Source organism: Cupriavidus sp. 2SB, from assembly GCF_005503625.1.
Taxonomy (GTDB): Bacteria; Pseudomonadota; Gammaproteobacteria; order Burkholderiales; family Burkholderiaceae; genus Cupriavidus.
Map to the genome: position 1 here is coordinate 28747 of NZ_SCMX01000055.1, position 17579 is coordinate 46325.

General features: G+C 64.0%; 11 protein-coding genes. 7 read left to right on the top strand and 4 right to left on the bottom strand.

Features of this window, described 5'->3' with window-relative positions; translation table 11 throughout:
* The first annotated feature begins 10 nt into the window (after nucleotides 1-10).
* Genes FFS21_RS22470 through bamE form a run of 3 tightly spaced genes read left to right on the top strand, consistent with a single transcriptional unit; the run spans nucleotide 11 to nucleotide 6613 of the window.
* Nucleotides 11-1867: an autotransporter assembly complex protein TamA gene (locus FFS21_RS22470; protein WP_137926941.1), complete on the top strand. Its 1857-nt coding sequence runs from the start codon at nucleotides 11-13 to the stop codon at nucleotides 1865-1867.
* Nucleotides 1867-6006, top strand: coding sequence for a translocation/assembly module TamB domain-containing protein (locus tag FFS21_RS22475; RefSeq protein WP_137926942.1), 4140 nt, complete (start codon nucleotides 1867-1869; stop codon nucleotides 6004-6006). The genes FFS21_RS22470 and FFS21_RS22475 overlap by 1 nt, the downstream gene beginning before the upstream one ends.
* A 58-nt stretch (nucleotides 6007-6064) precedes the next feature.
* Nucleotides 6065-6613: an outer membrane protein assembly factor BamE domain-containing protein gene (gene bamE, locus FFS21_RS22480; protein WP_137926953.1), complete on the top strand. Its 549-nt coding sequence runs from the start codon at nucleotides 6065-6067 to the stop codon at nucleotides 6611-6613.
* 78 nt (nucleotides 6614-6691) lie between these two features.
* On the opposite strand, the gene metG is transcribed toward bamE, so the two are convergent.
* Nucleotides 6692-8758: a methionine--tRNA ligase gene (gene metG / locus FFS21_RS22485; RefSeq protein WP_137926943.1), complete on the bottom strand. Its 2067-nt coding sequence runs from the start codon at nucleotides 8756-8758 to the stop codon at nucleotides 6692-6694.
* A gap of 331 nt (nucleotides 8759-9089) precedes the next feature.
* The gene (locus FFS21_RS22490) at nucleotides 9090-9725 is read right to left on the bottom strand and encodes a YiaD family glycine zipper/OmpA-like lipoprotein (RefSeq protein WP_137926944.1); all 636 of its coding nucleotides are present in this window, start codon (nucleotides 9723-9725) and stop codon (nucleotides 9090-9092) included.
* A gap of 362 nt (nucleotides 9726-10087) precedes the next feature.
* Between FFS21_RS22490 and apbC the strand changes: the two genes are divergently transcribed.
* From apbC to FFS21_RS22510, 4 genes are all read left to right on the top strand, one after another.
* On the top strand, nucleotides 10088-11176 hold the full coding sequence (gene apbC / locus FFS21_RS22495; RefSeq protein ID WP_137926945.1) for an iron-sulfur cluster carrier protein ApbC: 1089 nt from the start codon (nucleotides 10088-10090) through the stop codon (nucleotides 11174-11176).
* A gap of 103 nt (nucleotides 11177-11279) precedes the next feature.
* Nucleotides 11280-11867, top strand: coding sequence for a superoxide dismutase family protein (locus tag FFS21_RS22500; protein ID WP_137926946.1), 588 nt, complete (start codon nucleotides 11280-11282; stop codon nucleotides 11865-11867).
* 146 nt (nucleotides 11868-12013) lie between these two features.
* Nucleotides 12014-12580: a dCTP deaminase gene (gene dcd, locus FFS21_RS22505; protein ID WP_137926947.1), complete on the top strand. Its 567-nt coding sequence runs from the start codon at nucleotides 12014-12016 to the stop codon at nucleotides 12578-12580.
* Between the two features lie 180 nt (nucleotides 12581-12760).
* Nucleotides 12761-15025 carry an arginine/lysine/ornithine decarboxylase gene (locus FFS21_RS22510; protein ID WP_137926948.1) on the top strand — a complete coding sequence of 755 codons (2265 nt, stop codon included), beginning with the start codon at nucleotides 12761-12763 and terminating at the stop codon, nucleotides 15023-15025.
* Nucleotides 15026-15173: 148 nt separating this feature from the next.
* On the opposite strand, the gene FFS21_RS22515 is transcribed toward FFS21_RS22510, so the two are convergent.
* Together FFS21_RS22515 and FFS21_RS22520 are read right to left on the bottom strand one after the other, a co-directional pair.
* The gene (locus FFS21_RS22515) at nucleotides 15174-16901 is read right to left on the bottom strand and encodes a TRAP transporter large permease (protein ID WP_137926949.1); all 1728 of its coding nucleotides are present in this window, start codon (nucleotides 16899-16901) and stop codon (nucleotides 15174-15176) included.
* Nucleotides 16901-17443, bottom strand: coding sequence for a TRAP transporter small permease subunit (locus FFS21_RS22520; RefSeq protein WP_137926950.1), 543 nt, complete (start codon nucleotides 17441-17443; stop codon nucleotides 16901-16903). Before FFS21_RS22520 ends, FFS21_RS22515 begins: the two co-directional genes overlap by 1 nt.
* Nucleotides 17444-17579: the final 136 nt, after the last annotated feature.

A 17579-nucleotide genomic window follows, 5' to 3' on the forward strand; every position in this document is an offset into this window, starting at 1 on the left:
CCAAGGACGGATGAGCCTGGTTTTTGGCCACATGGCCGGACTGATCGCCGCAGGCAGGACGCGACGCCCCGGCTCGGGTGGCGCTCTCTTCACGCGCGCGTGTTCCTGCCTTGTCACCTTGCTGCTGGCCTGCGCGGTCTGGATACCCGACGCCCAGGCCAAGGACGCCTACAAGGTCGAGATCGACGCCCCCGATCCGCTGAAGGACATCCTCAAGGAACACCTCGACCTCTCGCGCTACCGCGACCGCACCGATATTTCCGACGACCAGTTCCATTACATGGTGGAAACCGTGGGCGACCAGGTGCGCCAGTTCGCGTCCACCGAAGGCTGGTTCGATCCGGAGACCACGGCTACCGTGGAAGGCGAGGGCGACCAGCGCGTGGTCAAGATTAAGGTGGTGCCCGGCGCGCGCACTGAAATCCGGCGCGTGGACCTGAGCGTGACCGGCCCGGCGGCCACACAGTCGCCCAGGCAGATCGAAGAGATGCGCAAGAAATGGGGTCTGCCGGTGGGCGACCCCTTCCGTCAGGCGGACTGGGACAAGGCCAAGGAGGATGCTCTCGTCCAGTTGCAGAGCCACACCTACTACGGCGCGAGGATGACCGCGTCGCAGGCGCGTGTCGAGCCCGAGGAACATGCCGCCGATTTGTCGGCGAAGTTCGAGAGCGGCCCGGCCTATGTACTTGGCCCGCTTGAAATCGAAGGCACGCGCCGCTATCCCGCCCGCATCATTCAGAACGTGAATCCGCTGTCGCAAGGGGAGCCGTACCGCGTGGAGCGACTGCTGGAGTTTCAGCGCGCGGTGCAGAACCAGCCGTATTTCTCGAACGTGCAGGTTGATCTGCTGGAGCCGCCGGCGGCAACCTCCGCCGAGGCCGCCGCGCAGCAGGAGACCGTGATCGCGCCCGTGCGCGTCAGGGTGCGCGAATATCCGACGCACCGGCTCAGTTCCGGTGTGGGCTACACGACCGATACCGGCGCGCAGGTGGAAGGCCGCTATTCCTACTACAACCTGTTCAACCGCGCATGGGTGTTCGATTCGCAGGCGCGGATCGAGCAGAAGCGCCAGTACGCGTTCGTGGAAACGGCGATGCCGCCGGATACCCACACTTACCGCAACAGTATCTACGGCAGCTACGAGCGCACCATCGACATCGAGAGCACCGACCTCACCAGCTGGCGCGGCGGTCTCAAGCGGTCCCGCTCGCGCGAGAAGTACGACACCACGGTCTCGCTCGATTTCTACTACGACAACCTCACGCCATACGGGCAGCCCTCGCAGATATCGAAGGCGCTGGTGCCGGCCTTTGCATGGACGCGCCGCGATGTGGATAACCCGGTCTTCCCGCGCCGGGGCAACGTGATCAACACGCAGGTCGGCGTGGCGGCCAAGAACGTGCTCAGCGATGCCACGTTCCTGCGGCTGTACGGCCGGGTCCGGCAGTACGTGCCCGTGGGCAATCGCGACCTGTTCATCGCGCGGCTGGAACTGGGCGCGAACATCACGTCGAGCGATCCGGCGCTGATTCCGGCGTCGCTGCGTTTTCGCGCGGGGGGCACCGACTCGATCCGGGGCTACAGCTACCAGTCGATCGGTACGCCTAACGGCGCCAGCGTGCTGCCGGCGCGCTTCCTGGGCACGGGTAGCGTCGAATACCAGTACTGGTTCAAGCCCGAGTGGGGCGCGGCGGTGTTCTGGGACATGGGCACGGCCACCAACAACCTGGCTGGCGTGAAGATCTATCACGGCGTGGGTGTTGGCGCGCGCTGGCGCAGCCCGGTGGGTCCGGTGCAGCTCGATGTGGGCTACGGCATCCAGGAGAAGCAGTTCCGGCCGCACATCTCGCTCGGGGTGGCGTTCTGATGAGTATTCCGGACATGCCCCCCGTGCCGCGTGACGACGAGAACACGCCGCGCGCGCCCCGCAAGCCAAAGCGCCACCGCGTCTGGAAGGTCCTGGCGTGGCTCGTCGGCCTGCTTGTGCTGCTGCTGGTGGCGATTGTGGTCACGGTGGTGGCGGCGCTGCGCACGGAGGCGGGTACGCGTCAGGTGTGGAATCTCGCCACGCGTTTCTCGGCGGGCATGCTGGCAGGGCAGCTTGATGGGGGCACCGTGGCCAGCGGGCTGCGCATGCACGATCTGGTGTTTGCCAGCGGCGACACACGCGTGACCATCGACCGCATCGACGCCAAATGGCAGATGTCGTGGTCGCCCCGTCGCCTGCATGTGGAATGGCTCAAGCTCGGCAAGATCGATGCGCGGCTGCCGGCGTCGGCGCCCAGCACCGAGCCGGCGAAGATGCCCGAGTCGCTGGAACTCCCCCTTGCTGTCGATATCGATACGCTGACCGTGAGCGAGTTGTCGCTGCTGCAGGGGCCGGCGGCCACGTCGAGCCCACTCGTGCTGTCGGATCTGGCCGCCACGCTGCATAGCGATGGCCTGCGGCACCGGCTGACCGTGGACCGGCTGACTACGCCTTACGGCAAGCTGCAGGCCAATGCGCAGATTGCGGGGCAGAAGCCGTTTGCGCTGTCCGCCGAGGCACTGCTCGAAGGCAAGTGGAAGGAAGAAGCGTACGCAGTGTCCGCCAGGGCCAATGGCTCGCTGGATCAACTGCGTGCCGATGTCGACGCCACCGGAGACCGTATCCGCGCGCGCGCCAATGCCGATGTCACGCCCTTTGGCCGCGTGCCGTTCACGCACCTGCTGATCGACGGCGAGCGCATCAATCCGCGCCTGTTCAGCCCCACGGCACCGCAGGCCAATCTGACCGTGCATGCGGAATTGCGCCCCGTGGAAGCCGTGGCGCCGCCGCCGCGCGTGGCCGCGCCGAAGCCCGGCGAATCGACCGCCAGCGCGGTGGAGGCGGCCTCGGCAGCTTTGGCTTCCGCGCCCGTGCCGACACCTGCCGCGCCAACGTCGAATCCCCTCGCCGTAGCGGGCGAGGTCACGATACGCAACCTCGATCCCGGCACCATCGACCGCGAGCGCTTGCCCGTCCACAGCGTGACGGCGCGCGTGGAACTCAGCGAGAAAACGCAGACGCTGCGCGACCTGCGCATCGCACTGCCAGGGCGTGCGGAGATCGTCGGGCAGGGCGCGCTGCAGGACGGGCGCGGCGGCTTCGATCTCGACGTGCGGCGGCTCGACGTGGCCGCGCTGTACACCACGCTGGTGAAGACCAATCTGTCCGGCCCGGTGATCCTGCGGCTGGAGCCGGGGCGCCAGAGTGTGGCACTTGACGTGGCGGGCGGCGAGATCAAGCTGTTCGCCGATGCGAAGATCGACGAGGAGTCGGTCACGCTGTCCGCGCTGCGCGCCGGACTGGGTAGCGGCACGCTGACCGCCGATGGCAAGCTCGGTCTCAAGGGCGAGCAGGCTTTCGACTTCAAGGGCAAGCTTGCCAATTTCGATCCGTCGCGGCTCGCCAAGGTGGCGCCGGGGCGTATCAATGCCGATTTCTCGACCAAGGGCTCGCTGGCAAACGTGCTGCGCGTGGCGCTCGATTTCGCGCTGGGCGAGAGTGAATACGCAGGGCTGCCGATGACTGGCAAGGGGCGGGTCCGGCTGGAAGGCGAGCGGTTGCTGCCGAGCGAGGCATCGCTGCTGATGGCGGGCAACCAGGTGAACCTGAACGGCAGCTTCGGGGCGCGTGGGGATCGGCTCAAGGTCAATGTCGACGCGCCGCAACTGGATCGGCTCAAATTCGGCGTGGCCGGCAAGGCCAAGCTCGATGCCGAGGTCACTGGCACGTTGAAGAAGCCCGAGATCGTGGGCGACTACAGCGCGCAGTCTCTGGTCGTAGGTCCGCACAAGGTGGCGAATGCCAGCGGCCACGCCGAACTGCGCGGCGGTCTGGATGGCACCGTCAATGTCCAGCTCGCCGTGCGCGACTATCAGGGTCCGCAGGCATCGGTGCGTACGCTCGATGCCAACCTCAAGGGCACGCAGGCCAATCACGCCTTCGATGCCAAGGCGGCTGGCACGATGAACGGGCAGCCACTGCAACTCTCGCTGGCCGGGCAGGGCGCGTGGCGTGGCGACCAGGGCTGGAACGGCACGATCCAGACGCTGGACGAGCGGGGCACCGTCAACGTGCGCCTCACCGCGCCCGCGCAATTGCTGGTGGCGGAACAGCACATCCGGCTCGGCCAGACGCGTTTGCAGTTTGCCAAGGCCACGATGAACATCGAGGGCTTCGAGTTCGACCATGGCCGCATCCGCTCGCAGGGACGCATGGATGGCGTGGAAGTCGCCAACATCCTCAAGCTGCTGGAGACATTCACGGGAGAGTCGGCACCCATTCGCTCGGACCTTGTGCTCGATGCCAGCTGGAACCTGAGCCTTGCCGAGACGGCCACCGGGTTTGCGGACATCCGGCGCCGTAGCGGCGATGCCTCGATCAACGCGGGCCGTGGATGGACCGCGCTGGGGTTGGGCGAGACCGGCCTTCGCGCCGAGTTCTCCGGCAACCGCGTGACGCTCCGCGGCGGCACCACGGCGCAGCGGCTCGGCAAGCTGGTCGTCGATGCTTCGGCAGGACTCGTCAGCGAGCAGGGACTGCTGACAGTGGGGCCGGCCTCGACACTTGGTGGTACGGTCACGGCCGACATGCCGCGCCTGAAATCCCTGGAGGCGCTGGCGGGGCCGCAGTACGCGCTCGATGGCAAGCTGGCGGCGGCGCTGCAACTCGCCGGTACGGTGGGCAATCCGTTGCTGACGGGTTCGATCGATGGCAGCGGCATCGGCATTACGCTGTACGACCTCGGCATCCGCTTGACCGATGGCGTGGTGCAGGTGGTGCTGGACCAGAATACGGTGGAGCTGAAGCAGGTGCATTTCCGCGGCGGCGACGGCACGCTGACGGCTACCGGCGCCATCAAGCTCGGCGAGACCGATCCCAACCTGACGGGCAAGATCGTCGCGGACAAGCTGCAGTTGTTCGCCAGCCCCGAGCGCACGCTGATCGTCTCGGGCGAGGCAGGCATCGCCAACGAAAACAAGCAGATCGCGATACGCGGCAAGTTCCGCGTGGATCGCGGGCTGTTCGACTTGCCGAAGGCTGGCGCGCCGGTGTTGGGCGACGATGTGGTGGTGGTGCGCCGCAGCGACCAGCGTGAGGTCAAGACGGCCGCTACACCCGTCGTACCCGAGTCGAAACCGGCCAGCCGCTTCAGTCCGTTGATCGACGTGGCGATCGACCTCGGCGACAACTTCCGCTTCCGTGGGGCGGGCGCCGATATCCTGCTGGCCGGCACGCTGGGTATCAAGAGCGAACCGCTGGCGCCGATGCGCGCAACGGGCACGGTGCGCGTGGTGGATGGCACCTACGAGGCGTTTGGCCGCAAGCTCAACATCGATCGCGGCATCATCAATTTCAATGGTCCTGTGGACAACCCGAACATCAACATCCGCGCGATGCGCCGCAACCAGGAAGTGGAAGCGGGCGTGGAGGTGACCGGCACAGTGCGGATTCCGCGTGTGCGACTGGTGTCCGAGCCAAACGTACCCGACGAGGACAAGTTGTCATGGCTGATGTTCGGCTACGGCGCCGAAAGCGCGGGAACAAGCCAGCAGCGGCAGTTGAGCGGGGGCGCACTCGGTGGCGCGGCGCTGGGCATGATCGGTGGGAAGGCGGGAAAAAGCGTGGTCTCGCACTTCGGCATCGACGAATTTTCCATCGGACCGAGTACCGCCGGCCTGAACGACCAGCAGGTGGTCAGCATCGGCAAGGCGGTCTCTGACCAGATCTCTGTGGGCTACGAACAAAGTCTGACCTCGGCATCGAACGTGGTGAAGCTCACCTGGGCGTTCTCGCGGCGCTGGTCGCTGATTGCCAAGGGTGGTTCGATCAATGGCCTGTCCGTCTTGTTCAACCGCCGGTTCAACAACTGGAGTACGCTGTTCTCCGGCGGTTCGGGCCGGCGTACCGCCGACGCCGATCCGGCCGCGCAGGGCGCCAGCGCTCCGGCTGGCGATCCCGTCGAAGCGATCAAACGATAGGCCGATGATGACTCGATTGACCCGATTGACTCATGCGTCCGCGCGACGCCTTACCGCCATGGGACTGATTGCGAGCGTGCTTGCCCTGTTCGGTTGCGACCAGCAGAAGGTGGACGAGACGATGAAGAAAGCCGGTGACGTGGCCCGGAACACGTGGAACAGCGTGAAGCCTGACAGCCAGTTGTTCAAGGGCATCGAGATCGGCAAGTCCACCGAGGACGATATCCGCCGTCAGGCCGGCAAGCCCGAGATCGTGTGGGAGGAACCGGACGGCGGCCGCCGCCTGGAATATCCGCGCGGCCCCGAAGGCACCACGACGTGGATGGTCACCACCAATGCCGATGGCACGGTGCGCTCGATCGAGCAGGTACTGACCGCCGAGAACTTCGCCAAGGTGCGGCCCGGCATGAACAAGGACCAGATCCGTCGGCTACTGGGCAAGCCGACCAAGGTCGAGGCGTTCCGCCTGAAGCAGGAAGAGGTGTGGGGCTACCGCTGGATGGAAACGAGCATCGACCGCGCGTTCTTCAACGTGCATTTCAACCCGGACGGCACGGTGAGTACGACGTCGCGGAGTGATGATCCGTCGCGGAGGCAGGGAGGGTAAGAATCTGCTGAGGGTGTGCTCCCCTCTCCCGCACGGCGGGAGAGGGGAGCAAGAGCAAGTTGGCGATCGATCCGCGAATCAACGAATCCGCATCCCCGGCACCGCGCCACTGTGCGGTTCCAGAATCCACAGCCCCGGATTCGCCTTCTCGTCTGCCGCCGACGCTGCCAGCACCATCCCTTCGGACATGCCGAACTTCATCTTGCGCGGTGCCAGGTTGGCGACGACAACGGTGAGCTTGCCCTTGAGCTGTTCCGGCGTGTAGGCCGCCTGGATGCCCGAGAACACGTTGCGGGTCTTGCCTTCGCCCACGTCCAGCGTCAGTTGCAGCAGCTTGGTCGAGCCTTCCACCTTCACGCAATCGACGATCTTCGCCACGCGCAGGTCGATCTTCACGAAATCGTCGATCGTGATCGTGTCGGCAATCGGTTCGATGGCGGCTTCGGCCGCTGCAGCAGCGGGGACGGCGGCAGCTTGCAGCGAATCGCGGTTGGCGGCCAGCAGGGCGTCGATCTGCTTGGTATCGACGCGCGTCATCAGATGCTGGTAAGGCTGGATCGGACGGTCCGCCGACAGTTGGGTGTCGATGGCGCGCCAGTCCATCGATTCCACGTTCAGGAAGCGCTCCACGCCAGCAGCCATCTCCGGCACCACGGGCTTCAGGTAGACGGTCAGCAGGCGGAAGGCTTCAAGCGAGACCGAACAGGCCGCGTGCAGGGCGTCGCGCTTGGCTTCGTCCTTGGCCAGTTCCCACGGCTTGTTGGTATCGACGAACGCGTTCACGGCGTCGGTCAGGTCCATCACCAGGCGCAGCGCCTTGCTGTATTCGCGGCCTTCGTAGTACGCAGCCACCTGCGGGGCGGCCTGGCGCAGTTGCTCCAGCAGCGGATTGGCCAGAGCGGCCTCATTGACCTTGCCGTCGAAACGCTTGACCAGGAAGCCCGCTGCACGGCTGGCGATGTTCACGTACTTGCCGATCAGGTCGCTGTTCACGCGGGCGACGAAGTCGTCCAGGTTCAGGTCCAGGTCTTCCATGCTCGCGTTGAGCTTGGCGGCGAAGTAGTAGCGCAGCCACTCCGGGTTCATGCCGGTGTCGATATAGCTCTGCGCGGTGATGAACGTACCGCGCGACTTGCTCATCTTGGCGCCATCGACCGTCAGGAAACCGTGCGCGAACACGTTGGTCGGTGTGCGGTAGCCCGAGAACTTGAGCATGGCCGGCCAGAACAGCGTGTGGAAGTACAGGATGTCCTTGCCGATGAAGTGGTACTGCTCGGCGGTGGAGTGCGGGCCGACCCAGGCGTCGAAGTCAATGCCGCGCTTGGCCGCCAGGTTCTTGAAGCTCGCGTAGTAGCCGATCGGGGCATCGAGCCAGACATAGAAGTACTTGCCCGGCGCGCCCGGGATCTCGAAGCCGAAGTACGGCGCATCGCGCGAGATGTCCCAGTCGGACAGCGTCGAGGCTTCGCCTTCGGCGCCCAGCCACTCCTGCATCTTGTTGCTGGCTTCGGGCTGGGCCAGGTCGGCCACCCACTCGCGCAGGAACGTCTCGCAGCGCGGATCGGACAGGCGGAAGAAGAAGTGCGTCGACGACTTGCGCACCGGCGTGGCGCCCGACACCACGGAATACGGGTTCTTCAGGTCAGTGGGCACATACGTCGTGCCGCAAACTTCACACGAATCGCCGTACTGGTCCTTGGCGTGGCACTTTGGGCATTCGCCCTTGATGAAGCGGTCCGGCAGGAACATTTCCTTGACCGGGTCGTAGAACTGCTCGACATCGCGCTCGGCGATCAGATCCTTGTCTTTCAGCGACAGGTAAATCTTCTCGCAGAGTTCACGGTTTTCTTCGGCGTCCGTGCTGTAGTAGTTGTCGAAGGAGACCAGGAAGCTGTCGAAATCGCGCTTGTGTTCGGTCCAGACGCGGTCGATCAACTGCTTCGGCGTGATGCCTTCCTTTTCCGCGCGCAGCATGACCGGCGTGCCGTGGGTATCGTCGGCGCCCACGTAATAGACCTCGTTGCCCATCATTCGCTGGAAACGCACCCAGATGTCGGTCTGGATGTACTCCACCAGGTGGCCGATGTGAATCTGGCCGTTGGCGTACGGCAGGGCAGAAGTAACGAGGATGCGGCGTGCGGTCATGAAAAAGCCGTTCAGAGGGGTGGGAATGCGTGTCCTGCGGAGAGCGGGACGAAGGAACCGGCTATTTTAGCAACTGCGGGGGAGACGTGCCTGTTCCGGGGTGGAACTGGCCGCAATGTCGGCGAAATGACCGCGAAATGGGGGCGTTAGGGAGCGAAATCGGCGCCGATCACCGTGAATTCACTTTGAAAAAGCCAAAAAAAAGCGCCGGTTAGACACCGGCGCAGCTTTCCACAACGGAAAAGGAGGAGAAATCAGGCACCGCCCGGGAGGTCAGCCACCCATCGCGAGCCAGCAACGGTGGCAAGCGGTACCTGAACTCTATGACTGCTTACCCAGAAATTGGTTTCAAGAAAATTTCGACTCGGCGATTCTGGGCGCGTCCCTGCTCCGTGGAATTGTCTGCAACCGGCTGCGTCTGGCCCCGGCCTTCGGCGGTCAGGCGGTTGCGCGCCACGCCGCGATCGCCCAGATAGGCGGCCACGCTCTGCGCGCGGCGCTGGGACAACTGCATGTTGTAGCTCGGGTTGCCGGTACTGTCGGTATGGCCCACGACATTGGCCACCACGTCCTGGTGCTGGCCCAGCGTCTGGGACACCTGGTCGAGCACCGCGCGGAACGACGGCTTGATCGTCGAGCTATCGGTATCGAAAGTCACCTGGCTCGGGATGTTCACCTTGAGCGAGCCATCGGGCTGCTCGGTGATCGTGGTGCCGGTTCCGGCCGTATCCTTGTTCAGTTTGCCGCGGATCGCGTTCCAGTTGTAACCGGTGGCACCGCCCACTGCCCCACCTACGGCCGCGCCGACCAGCGTGCCGGTGGTGTTGCCGCCGATCAGGTTGCCAAGGCCGGCGCCCACTGCCGCGCCCACGCCGGTGCCGACAGCGGTATTGGTGCCTTGTTCGGTAGCACAGCCGGCCAGTGCGGCAGCAGCCACGATCGAAACGGTAACGAGCTTGAAGTTCATGCGTTCTCCTTCTGGAAATTCCCGTAAATGTTCTGCCAACAGCATGCCGCATGGTACTGCCTGGCGCCATGCGCCGGACCCGCTGCAAACAAGTTTCAACATTGTGTTTGAAAACGCGCATGTAGCGGTATCGGACGGCGTCCGATACCGGGCGTTCACGCCGGCCGCTATCGCTGTCCTTCGGGCGGCCGCTGCAAGTTGGCGCACTACAATAGGCAGATGGCGGTAGGGGCACAAGACACAGAGTGTGAGAGATGTAAATGTCTGTAATCCCCCACATCGGGCAAGGTGTGGCGCCGCCTGATACATTACCCCCCACGTTTTCAGAATATTCCCAATCCCCATCCAGAGCGGAGTCCGACTTGAGCCTCACCACTGAACAGGTAACCGAAACCCTGCGCACCGTCATTGATCCCAATACGGGCAAGGATCTCGTCTCCACGCGCTCGGCGCGTAATGTGCGGGTCGACGGCGGCAATGTCTCCGTGGAAGTCGAACTCGGCTATCCGGGCCGCAGCCAGTTCGACCTGATCCGCCAGAAGGTCATCGATGCCGTCCGCGCCTTGCCTGGCGTGGCCAATGTCAGCGTGGCGGTCTCGATGAAAATCGTCGCGCATGCCGTGCAGCGTGGCGTGAAGCTGCTGCCAGGCGTACGCAATGTGATTGCAGTGGCATCCGGCAAGGGCGGGGTGGGCAAGTCCACCACGGCCGTGAACCTGGCGCTGGCCCTGGCGTCCGAGGGCGCACGTGTGGGCATGCTCGACGCCGATATTTACGGCCCGAGCCTGCCGATGATGCTGGGCATCAGTGGTCGCCCCGAGTCATCGGATGGCCAGACCATGCAGCCGCTGGAGGGCCACGGCCTGCAGGCCAACTCCATCGGGTTCCTGATCGACCAAGACAATCCCATGGTGTGGCGCGGCCCGATGGTGACCTCGGCGCTGGAGCAACTGCTGCGCCAGACCAATTGGTCGGACCTCGACTACCTGATCGTCGACATGCCCCCGGGTACCGGCGACATCCAGCTGACGCTGTCGCAGAAGGTGCCGGTCACGGGCGCCGTGATCGTGACCACGCCGCAGGATATTGCGCTGCTGGACGCGCGCAAGGGCTTGAAGATGTTCGAGAAGGTCGGCATCCCGATTCTCGGCATCGTCGAGAACATGGCGGTCTACTGCTGCCCGAACTGCGGCCATACGGAGCACATCTTTGGTGCCGGCGGCGCGGCCAAGATGAGCACCGACTACCACGTTGACGTGCTGGGCAGCCTGCCGCTGAACCTTTCGATTCGCGAGCAGGCCGATTCGGGCCGGCCGACCGTGGTGGCCGAACCCGACGGGCAGATCGCGGAGATCTACCGCGAGGTGGCGCGCAAGGTGGCAATCAAGGTGGCCGACAAGGCGCGCGACATGACCAACAAGTTCCCGAGCATCGTGGTCCAGAACACCTGAGAATCGGGCGTTGTCCGACATTGCCGTCGCGATCACCTGACCTACAATCCACACGGCATACCACGCGAAAATACAACGCGAACACACCAAGGGAGGAAGCGGCATGAAACGGGTACTGTTTGGACTGGCAATCGGCGCGTCGGCCATCGCGATGGCGGGCTGCGCGGGGTCGGACAAGAGCGCGACGGCGGCCACGGCTGCGCCGTCCGCCATGGCAGCTTCGGCGTCCGGTGGCGGCTCCACCAAGGCGGCGGCCACGCTGGCGGCCAAGAGTGGCACCAACACGGCGGGCCGCGTGACCTTCGACCAGCAATCGGGTGGCGTGCTCGTGGGTGTGCTGGTAACCGGCCTGGCGCCGGGTAGCGTGCATGGCTTCCACGTCCATGAGAAGGGGGACTGCTCGGCCCCGGATGGCATGAGCGCGGGCGGCCACTTCAACCCGGGCGGCAAGCCGCACGGCCAGATGACCGGCGGCGGCGACCACCACGCTGGCGACATGAACAACCTGACGGCGGATGCCAGCGGTAATGCCCGCGTGCAGTTCCTGATGCCTGCCGTCACCGTGGCGCCTGGTGCAAACAGCGTAGTCGGCAAGGCCGTGATCGTCCACAAGGACCCGGACGACTATCGCACGCAGCCTACGGGTAACGCGGGCGGCCGGATCGCCTGCGGTGTGATCGCGGCAAGCTGACAGGTAGCTGATCGATGCATGGCCCCCTTTTGCCGGCTTGCGGCAAGAGGGGGAGTCCGCCGGCAATATGGTTGTACAATGCGCCCCAAATCGCATGCGGCGCCCCGATTGGCGGGCCTGCCGTCCGTCCATCCTGCCACGCCCTTATGAGTATCAAATCCGACAAGTGGATCCGCCGCATGGCGGAGCAGCAAGGCATGATCGAACCGTTCGAGCCCGGCCAGGTACGGGAATCGGACGGACGCAAGATCGTTTCCTACGGCACGTCAAGCTACGGCTACGACATCCGCTGCGCCAACGAATTCAAGATCTTCACCAATATCAACAGCACGATCGTCGATCCGAAGAACTTCGACGAGAAGTCGTTCGTGGACTTCAAGGGCGACGTCTGCATCATCCCGCCGAACTCGTTCGCGCTGGCCCGGACGATGGAGTACTTCCGCATTCCGCGCAGCGTGCTGACGATCTGCCTGGGCAAGAGCACGTACGCGCGCTGCGGCATCATCGTCAACGTGACGCCGTTCGAACCCGAGTGGGAAGGCTACGTGACGCTGGAGTTCTCGAACACCACGCCGCTGCCCGCCAAGATCTACGCGGGCGAGGGTTGCGCGCAGGTGCTGTTCTTCGAGTCCGACGAAGTCTGCGAGACCTCGTACAAGGACCGTGGCGGCAAGTACCAGGGCCAGCACGGCGTCACCCTGCCGAAGACCTGACACACCTGTCATCTTCCCGAACTAGAATGCCGGCGTCTCATCCACGCCGGGGGTGCCACCGGCCATGAACCGGTACGGCGCCAGACCTGACGAATGAGCCACATGTCGCCGCTGCGGGAAACTTCCGCCGGCCATGTGGCTCAGTTCTTTCCAAGTACGCTCAACACCCAAGGATTTCCGATGAAATTCCGCTTCCCCGTCATCATCATCGATGAAGACTTCCGTTCCGAGAACATTTCGGGCTCGGGTATTCGCGCACTGGCCGAAGCCATCGAACGCGAAGGCATGGAGGTGATGGGCCTGACGAGTTACGGCGACCTGACGTCGTTCGCACAGCAGTCCAGCCGGGCTTCCACGTTCATCGTGTCGATCGACGACGACGAGTTCGTGCGGGCCGACGACCAGCCCGAAGCCGCAGCCATCGAGAAGCTGCGCGCGTTCGTGTCCGAAGTCCGCCGCCGCAATACCGACCTGCCGATCTTCCTGTATGGCGAGACGCGCACGTCCCGTCACATCCCGAACGACATCCTGCGCGAACTGCACGGCTTCATCCACATGTTCGAGGACACCCCCGAATTCGTGGCGCGACACATCATCCGCGAAGCCAAGGTCTATCTCGACACGCTGGCGCCGCCGTTCTTCAAGGCACTGATCGACTATGCGCAGGACAGCTCGTACTCGTGGCATTGCCCGGGGCACTCGGGTGGCGTGGCATTCCTGAAGAGCCCGGTGGGCCAGGTGTTCCATCAGTTCTTTGGCGAGAACATGCTGCGCGCGGACGTCTGCAACGCCGTGGAAGAACTGGGCCAGCTGCTCGACCACACGGGTCCGGTGGCAGCATCTGAGCGCAATGCCGCGCGCATCTTCAATTCGGACCATATGTTCTTCGTGACGAACGGTACGTCGACGTCGAACAAGATGGTGTGGCACGCCAACGTGGCGCCGGGCGACATCGTCGTGGTGGACCGCAACTGCCACAAGTCGATCCTGCACGCGATCATGATGACCGGCGCGATTCCGGTGTTTCTGATGCCCACGCGCAACCACTACGGCATCATCGGCCCGATCCCCAAGAGCGAGTTCGATCCCGAGACGATCCGCCGCAAGATCGCCGCGCACCCGTTCGCCAGCAAGGCAAAGAACCAGAAGCCGCGCATCCTGACGATCACGCAGGGTACGTACGATGGGGTGCTGTACAACGCCGAGCAGATCAAGGAAATGCTGGCGTCCGAGATCGACACGCTGCACTTTGACGAAGCGTGGCTGCCGCACGCCGCGTTCCACGAGTTCTACCGTGACATGCACGCGATTGGCCGCGACCGTCCGCGCAGCAAGGACGCGCTGGTGTTCGCCACGCAGTCCACGCACAAGCTGCTGGCCGGTCTGTCGCAGGCGTCGCAGATCCTGGTGCAGGATTCCGAGACGCGCAAGCTGGACCGGTATCGCTTCAACGAGGCGTACCTGATGCACACCTCGACGAGCCCGCAGTATTCGATCATTGCCTCGTGCGACGTGGCGGCAGCGATGATGGAAGCGCCGGGCGGCACGGCACTGGTGGAGGAGAGCATCCAGGAAGCGCTGGACTTCCGCCGCGCCGTGCGCAAGGTGGAAGCGGACTACGACGTCGATAACAACGGCGACTGGTGGTTCAAGGTCTGGGGTCCGGATACGCTGAACGAAGACGGCATCCCCGACCGCGACGAGTGGATGCTCAAGGCCAACGAGCGCTGGCACGGCTTCGGCGATCTGGCCGATGGGTTCAACCTGCTGGACCCGATCAAGGCCACGATCATCACCCCGGGCCTGGACGTGGACGGCGAGTTCAGCGAGCGCGGCATCCCGGCCGCCATCGTGACCAAGTATCTGGCCGAGCACGGCATCATCATCGAGAAGACGGGTCTTTACTCGTTCTTCATCATGTTCACGATCGGCATTACCAAGGGTCGTTGGAACTCGCTGGTGACCGAACTGCAGCAGTTCAAGGACGACTACGACCAGAACCAGCCGCTGTGGCGCGTGCTGCCGGAATTCGTCGGCAAGTACCCGCAATACGAGCGGATGGGCCTGCGCGACCTGTGCGACGCGATCCACAGCGTCTACAAGGCCAACGACGTGGCGCGCGTGACCACGGAGATGTACCTGTCGGACATGGAACCGGCGATGAAGCCGTCGGACGCCTGGGCAATGATGGCGCACCGCGAAATCGAGCGCGTGCCCGTGGACGAACTGGAAGGCCGCGTCACCGCCATCCTGCTGACTCCGTACCCGCCGGGCATCCCGCTGCTGATTCCAGGCGAGCGCTTCAACCGCATCATCGTCCAGTACCTGCGATTCGCCCGCGAGTTCAACAAGCTGTTCCCGGGCTTCGAGACGGACATCCACGGGCTGGTAGAGGACGAGGTCGATGGCGTGAAGGCCTATTTCGTGGATTGCGTGAAGCAGTAAGCGTTTCGCTGTTAAAAAGAAAAACCCCCGCTACCGAAAGGTGCGGGGGTTTTTGTATGCCTTTGGTTTCGCTCCCCTCTCCCGCTTGCGGGAGAGGGGCCGGGGGAGAGGGCCGGAGCATCAACAGCCGACCAACTGCACCATTGACCTACTTGCTCTTCTCGAACTGGAACTGTGGCGCCGCCGGCTCGCTGGACTCGCCAGCCCCCGGTAACTCCAGCGTCCCCGGCGTGGAAGCTGCCCCTCCGGGCTTGTCAGCTTCCTGCCCGCCAAGCGGGATACTCACCTCCGCCGAATTGCTGTGTTTCAGCGATCCTTTGTCGAGCAGTCCGGTCACCATGCCCGGCCAGAACATCACCAGCAGCACCATCACCATCTGCAGGCCCACCCACGGGAGCGCGCCCCAGTAGATGTCCGAGCTCTTCACTTCCTTGGGTGCGATGCCGCGCAGGTAGAACAGCGCGAAGCCGAACGGCGGGTGCATGAACGAGGTCTGCATGTTCACGCACAGCATCACGCCGAACCAGACCAGCGCGGCAGTGGCCGCAGCTTCGGGGTTGCCGCCCATCGAATCGAGCACGACCGGTGTCAGCACCTTGACGGCCACCGGGGCCAGCATCGGCACCACGATGAACGCGATCTCGAAGAAGTCGAGGAAGAATGCCAGGAAGAAAATGAACAGATTGACGACGATGAGGAAGCCGATCCATCCGCCGGGCAGCGAGGTGAACAGGTGTTCGACCCACGCGCCACCATCCACGCCCTGGAACACCACCGAGAAGCAGGTGGAGCCGATCAGGATGAACACCACCATGGCGGTGATACGTGCCGTGGACTGGTAAGCGTCGACGATCAGCAGGCGCAGTTCGGTCAACTGTCCGGCGCGGATCAGCAGCCACAGCACCACCAGGTAAGCCACCGCCAGCGGAATGCGGAAGGCATGCGAGCCAAACGCGAACACGCCCACGGCTGCGGCCACGACGGTGGCGGCAATCCCGATGCGGTAGATGTTGCGGTCGATCTTGTTGAAACCCTTGTCGCGGATCACGGCCAGCACCAGCGCGCCGACGGCGCCCATCGCACCGGATTCGGTCGGCGTGGCAATGCCGAGCATGATCGTGCCGAGCACCAGGAAGATCAGCACCGCGCACGGGATGATGCCGCGCAGGCACTTGGCCCACAGCGCCCAGCCACGCAGCGTGCGCGCTTCGGCGGGAACCGGCGGCAGCCAGTCAGGCTTGATGCGGGTCAGCACGAAGGTATAGAGCGCGAACAGTGCGATCTGCACCACAGACGGACCCCAGGCGCCCAGGTACATGCTGCCCACGTCGGCGCTGCCCATCGGCGTCTTGAGCTGGTCGGCCAGCACCACGAGCACCAGTGACGGCGGCACCAGCTGCGTGATCGTTCCCGATGCAGCCAGCACGCCGGTGGCGTACTTCATGTTGTACCGGTAGCGCATCATCACGGGCAGCGAGATCATCGCCATGGCAATCACCTGCGCGGCCACCGTGCCGGTAATCGCGCCAAGGATGAAGCCGACGATGATCACCGAATAGCCCAGCCCGCCGCGCACGGGGCCGAACAACTGGCCCATGGAGTCGAGCATGTCCTCGGCCAGCCCGCATTTCTCCAGGATGGCGCCCATGAAGGTGAAGAACGGGATCGCCAGTAGCAACTCGTTGCCCAGCACGCTGCCGAACACGCGGCTCGGCACGGCCTGCAGGAACTGCATCGGGAAGTAGCCCCATTCGATGGCCAGGAAGCCAAAGGCCAGGCCTACCGCGGAGAGCGAGAATGCGACCGGAAACCCGATCAGCATGAATACCACCAGGCCGCCGAACATCAGCGGCGGCATATATTCCAACGGAATCATTATTGCACCGGCCTTTCGTATTTTGATTCGATGCGCAACAGGCCCTGCAGGGCGGCGAAGCGCTTGATCAGTTCGGAGATACCTTGCAGCGTGAGCAGGGCAAAGCCGAGGGGCACCACGAGCTTGATCGGATACCGGGGCAGGCCGCCCGAGTTACCCGACTGTTCGAGAATGCGCCACGAAGGCAGGAACAGCGATTCCCACGACAGCCACGTGAACAGAATCGTGGACGGCAGCAGGAAAACGAGGATGCCGAAGATGTCGATCCAGTGCTGCGCGCGCTCGGACACGTTGCCGTAGATCAGGTCCACGCGAACGTGTTCATTGCGCTGGAACGTGTACGACGCGCCAAACATCACGGCGATGGCGAACATGTACCACTGGAGTTCGAGCGGCCAGTTGTCGCTCAGGTTGAAGCCGTACCGCAGCAGGGCGTTCCCTGCGCTGATCAGGCACGACAGCAGGATCATGATGTTTGCAAGCCTGCCCGTGTGCTGGTTCAACCTGTCGATCTGTCGTGACAGACCAAGCAAGTAATTCATGGGTGTCTCCCCCTTTTCTAATGCGGCGGTCAGTTTATCTGTAACAAATTATGTGGGGGCTAGGGGATTGTCCTAGAAGGGTTGGTGCATGCTGGGTTTGCTCCCCTCTCTCACAACGTGGGAGAGGGGCTGGGGG